General features: G+C 35.5%; 2 protein-coding genes. Both read right to left on the reverse strand.

Annotated elements, in window-relative coordinates; translation table 11 throughout:
• Positions 1-115: 115 nt before the first annotated feature.
• Positions 116-415 (reverse strand): hypothetical protein, encoded by a 300-nt coding sequence (locus H6W52_RS21045; RefSeq protein ID WP_116100182.1) that lies wholly within the window; start codon positions 413-415, stop codon positions 116-118.
• Between the two features lie 2 nt (positions 416-417).
• The coding region (locus tag H6W52_RS21050) for a hypothetical protein (protein WP_185681293.1) at positions 418-1,199 on the reverse strand (782 nt) is incomplete at its 5' end.

The following is a 1,199-nucleotide window of genomic DNA, read 5'->3' on the forward strand; positions in this document are numbered from 1 at the left end:
AAATCTTGTAATAAGCTCTTATTTTTCATCCTAAATAAATAGGCTGTCGTAAAATGAAAGGTTTTTCAGTGACCTCGCAAAAACGGTGGGTTTTGTTATTGATATCGAATTATCATTATTCCCATATAATATGTAAATATTCATCTGAAAAAAAGCTTTTCATCTCGCCATTATTTTTTCTGAATGAAATTGATAATATATTATTTCCTCGACTTTTTTGAAGATTTTTCAAATAATATCGACAAAAATCAATTCCAGACTGATTCATCATTTCTATACTATTTTCTAAGCGCAGTTGATATATACCTATAAGATATTGCTTATCTAAAATATCTATTCTTAAATCAGTTGAGCTATTTTGAATTAATCCTTTTTCTAGTAATTGTTTTTTAATTGCTATATTTGAAAGCTCCATAATTATTTAATTTTTCTTGTACTTGCGCCTTGAACCACACCAATAACTAGCCATTCTCCTTCATTCAACCTTACCGCAGTAGGAGATGCATTGGGAAAAGCTTCTGTTCCAAGCCTGAAGCTTTTAGACATAATAACTCCTGGAAATTTTCCACCTTCACCGCGAGCAAACTTTTCTGCCATTGCTTCACTAACTGTCCAAGAAGTATAAATACTATTATTATTTCCTCTTGCATGTAATTCAGGGTCTTCATGAGGAACGCCATAAAAAGTTTCTAATAATCCTTTTGGTATAGCGGTTCCTTGTTTTGCGTAACCATAAATTGTTCTGTTAGTTACACTTCTATAATCTGAAGAAACACCTCTATACAAAGTAATCATTTGCTCTGGTTCATCCGCCGGTACATCTGTTGCTCCTGTAAGCGGAATATCATATCCATGCGCATGAGAACTATCCCCATTTAACATTAAAGGTAATCCCCAAAGCCCTCTACTAAGCACACCTGCTGTAGCCATAGCTTCCTCCAAAGTTAAAGCTGCTTCAGCTGTTTCAACTCCTTCAGGAATTAATTCAAAACCTATTACCGTTGCTTTAATTGCATGTCCAGAAGCAGTACTTTTCTTTCCTCCAAAAAGGTTACTGAAGAAATTCCCAATTCTTTGTATAAGATTAGGACCGGTGTTTTTAGGGGTAGGGTCCGTAGTGCTACTTCCTCCACCGCCTGCTGCATCCTGCCATAACGACATCTGATTGCTGAAATTAGCTGCTCCCAAAGTACTTCCTG

The sequence above is a fragment of the Chryseobacterium sp. C2(2020) genome, assembly GCF_014218915.1.
In the GTDB taxonomy this organism is placed as follows: domain Bacteria; phylum Bacteroidota; class Bacteroidia; order Flavobacteriales; family Weeksellaceae; genus Chryseobacterium; species Chryseobacterium mucoviscidosis.

Coding starts and splice junctions, on each gene's coding strand:
- H6W52_RS21045 (WP_116100182.1), bottom strand. CDS start 415: ATGGAGCTTTCAAATATAGCAATTAAAAAACAATTACTAGAAAAAGGA.